3 protein-coding genes are annotated in these 3,815 nt (G+C 40.8%); 2 read left to right on the forward strand and 1 reads right to left on the reverse strand.

Features of this window, described 5'->3' with window-relative positions; genetic code table 11:
- Positions 1–76 precede the first annotated feature (76 nt).
- On the reverse strand, positions 77–1,267 hold the full coding sequence (locus tag HMPREF9088_RS06670; protein WP_007208409.1) for an IS256 family transposase: 1,191 nt from the start codon (positions 1,265–1,267) through the stop codon (positions 77–79).
- Between the two features lie 180 nt (positions 1,268–1,447).
- Between HMPREF9088_RS06670 and HMPREF9088_RS06675 the strand changes: the two genes are divergently transcribed.
- Complete coding sequence (locus HMPREF9088_RS06675) at positions 1,448–2,386, forward strand: 2-dehydropantoate 2-reductase (RefSeq protein ID WP_002335374.1); 939 nt, start codon at positions 1,448–1,450, stop codon at positions 2,384–2,386.
- A gap of 25 nt (positions 2,387–2,411) precedes the next feature.
- A complete protein-coding gene (locus HMPREF9088_RS06680; RefSeq protein ID WP_007208410.1) occupies positions 2,412–3,449 on the forward strand; it encodes a PTS sugar transporter subunit IIC in 1,038 nt (345 codons plus the stop codon).
- The last annotated feature ends 366 nt before the right edge of the window (positions 3,450–3,815 follow it).

The following is a 3,815-nucleotide window of genomic DNA, read 5'->3' on the forward strand; positions in this document are numbered from 1 at the left end:
CATCATTGTTTTGACACTTTTAGTTGGGAGCGTCAATAATTTTGTGTAAATGATTCTTCCCTACTGCAGATTGTTTCTAATTCTCAATCAGTTGGCTTGGCATTTGTTCAAGTTCGCCTTCGGCCTGTTGAAAGCCTTTATGACTGCGACCTAGGAATTTTGGGTTGTAAGTATCAAAAGACGAGACTAAGAAACGTTCCATCGACTCTTCATTTTGGAACTGTTCCTTGCGGTGGCTGTATTTCTTGATTTGCTTATTAAAGGATTCAATCAAGTTCGTAGAGTAAATAGTCTTGCGTATGGCTAATGGGAAATCATAGAAAGTGAGCAAGTGATCGTTCGAAAGAATCGATTCAACCACTTTTGGATAGCTGGTTTTCCATTTTTCCGCAAAAGCACCACGTGCTTCCATCGCCACCTCTTTAGATGAGGCTTGATACACCATTTTAAAATCATCACAGACTTCCTTACGATCATCGACACGCACTTTGTGACTGATATTACGGGAAACGTGTACACAACAATGTTGAAAACGAGCTTTGGTATAGAACCGACTAATCGCTCCTACCATCCCCTTTAAGCCATCCGTGATGAACAGGAGGACATTTTTCAAACCGCGCTCTTGAAGGTCCAATAAAATTTCCTCCCAAATCGTGATGGATTCAGTCGGTGCAATCGCATAGCTCAATACTTCCTTTGATCCGTCCGGGCGAATGCCAACTGCGATATGAATAGCTTCCTTGGCGATGGTTTTCCGCTTTAAAGGGATATAGGTTGCGTCCATATAAATAGCGGCATAACGGTCATGAAGCTCCCGCCCTTTAAACGCCGTTACCTCTTCTGTAAATGATTTTGTTATATTGGACATGGTTTGGGGCGTGTAGTGATGCCCATACATTTTCTCAATCAAGTCTGCGATTTCCGACATGGTAATACCTTTTCGGAAGAGGTGAATGACGGTCTCCTCTAACGTATCATTCGTCCGTCTATAAGCAGGAACAGTCTGTTGCTTGAACTCGCCGTTGCGGTCGCGCGGAATCTGGAGATGAAGTTCCCCGTACTCGGTCTTGACCGTACGGTCATAGGAGCCGTTACGAGAATTACCCGTGTTAAAACCAATGCGATCGTACTTTTCGTAATCGAGGAAAGCCGTTAACTCCGTTTTGAGAAGCGTATTGACAGCTTTTTCCAAATGGACACGGAATAATTCATTCAAATCGCCTTTGCTCGCTAGAGTCTTTAGAATTTCTGTAGTAAAATCGTTCATAGGGAAGTCCTCTTTTCTGTGAATGTGTTGTGGTAACTCTATTCTACAGAAGGGACCTCCTTTTTTCTATTTACACAAAATATTTTACACTCTCCTACTTGAAGTTTCCGAATGAAAACGCTATAATAAGAAATGTGAAAATGTTCACTTATTATAAATTAAGTTTGGAGGCTTTTATTTATGAAAATTGCAATTGCGGGGGCCGGCGCGATGGGTTCCCGGTTCGGACTGATGTTGAAACAAGGTGGTAACGATGTTTTGCTAATCGACGGCTGGCAGGAGCATATCAATGCCATCAAAGAAAACGGATTGAAGGCTAATTATAATGGCGAAGAAATTACTGTTAAAGTCCCAATTGTTAATCAGAATGAGGTGCCCACTGGTGAGCAATTTGATTTGATTATCTTATTCACGAAGGCAATGCAGTTGGAAAAAATGCTGCAGGATGTTAAACCATTAATTGCTGATCACACAGAAGTTTTGTGTCTTTTAAACGGTATCGGTCATGAAGACGTAATCGAAAAATTCGTACCAATGGAAAAAATCTTTATCGGCAACACCATGTGGACTGCTGGTCTAGAAGGTCCCGGCAAGGCTAAATTATTTGGCAGCGGGTCTGTTGAATTGCAAAATCTAGGTATTGGCCAAGAAGAATCAGCGAAAAAATTGGCGGAAACTTTGTCCGCATCTGGTTTAAATGCCAAATATTCCGACAACATTCATTATTCAATTTATCGTAAAGCTTGTGTCAATGGTACGATGAATGGCTTATGCACGATTTTAGACGTCAATATGGCGGGGCTTGGTGCAACCAAACCTGCTCATGACATGGTAGTGACTATTGTTAACGAATTTGCAGCTGTTGCTGCCAAAGAAAACGTCAACTTAGACATTCCCGAAGTAATCGAACATGTAGAAACTTGTTTTGACCCGACTACGATTGGTATGCATTTCCCATCGATGCACCAAGACTTGATAAAAAATAACCGTTTGACCGAGATTGACTACATCAACGGAGCCATTTCTCGTAAAGGTAAAAAATATGGCGTAGTAACTCCTTACTGTGATTTCTTAACGCAACTGGTTCATAGTAAAGAAGAAATTCTAGGAGCGAAATAGTAATCATTAGAAAGAGGACGAGAAAATGGAAGAAAAATTAACTCCAAAAATATTTTTAAATAAAGTATTAGCGGGTACCGCAACGGGGATCATCGTAGGGTTGATTCCTAACGCGGTATTGGCAGCAATTTTGAAATTATTTGGTGAAAATATCTTAGCAGTAACGATCACACAAATGGCAGTTATTTTCCAACTAGCTACTCCACTATTGATTGGCGCTTTGATTGCGGTGCAGTTTGGCTTCAAACCAATGCAAATGTTAGTAGTTGCCGGTGCAGCTTTCGTTGGCTCCGGTGTTGTGAAATTCAATCCTGACACAGCTACTTATATCGGTGCTGGTACCGGAGACATCATCAATACCATGATTACTGCATCAATCGCTGTCGGCATGATCTTGTTGATCGGCGAAAAATTTGGGTCCGTGGCAATTGTTGCAACACCAATCGTTGTTGGTATCGGCGCTGGTCTAATCGGCTATTATTTATATCCTTACGTAACCAAGATTACTGCCGCTATCGGTGACTTAATTAATACCTTTACTACTTTGCAACCAATTTTGATGTCAATCTTGATTGCATGTTCCTTTGCTTTCTTGATTATCTCGCCGATCTCTACAGTTGCCATTGGTATGGCAATTCAATTGAACGGTGTTTCTGCTGGTGCAGCCGCTATGGGTGTTGCCGCAACAACAGTTGTCTTGGTAGTTAACTCTTGGAAAGTCAACAAACCAGGGGTTACTTTGGCCATCGCATTGGGTGCTATGAAAATGATGATGCCAAACTTGTTTAGGAAACCAATTATCTTGGTGCCATGTCTATTCACCGCTATCATCTCAGCAATTCCAGTAGCGTTATTCTCAGTCTCAGGGACTCCTGCTTCTGCTGGTTTCGGTTTGGTAGGGTTGGTAGGTCCGTTGGCTTCATTGGACGCCGGTTTGAGTATTATTCTACTATTAATCAGCTGGTTTGTTGTACCAATCGTAGCTGCTTTCGTAGGTCAAATCTTATTTGAAAAAATCTTGAAATTGTATGATCGTAAAGATGTTTTCGAATTTTTAGGATAGTCAACTAGAAAAAGTGTGAGCCTTGTGCTCACGCTTTTTTGTGCAATTGAAGTTGGTGAATCTCAGCGAAAAGAGAAAGGTACCTTAAATAGTGTGTTTCTGGTCAATAGCACAATGGAATATCTAAATACATTATGAACTGCTTTTCGTTTTATGAAGAGCAGTTTGTGCTATTTGAGAAATTGCTCAATTTAATCATTAAGTAGTTTCATCAATGGTGACTATGCTACTGCAATTCTTGTTGTACCAACCGGGAGCGTCAATAAAAAAGGTTCTGTTGCAAAGTTTTAAATCTACTATCAAATAAGGTAGAATAATAGAAAAAGATAGCAGGAGGAATGACGATGAATCCTTTTAAAGGAAAGC

Origin of the sequence: Enterococcus italicus DSM 15952 (genome assembly GCF_000185365.1) — a bacterium.
In the GTDB taxonomy this organism is placed as follows: domain Bacteria; phylum Bacillota; class Bacilli; order Lactobacillales; family Enterococcaceae; genus Enterococcus_G; species Enterococcus_G italicus.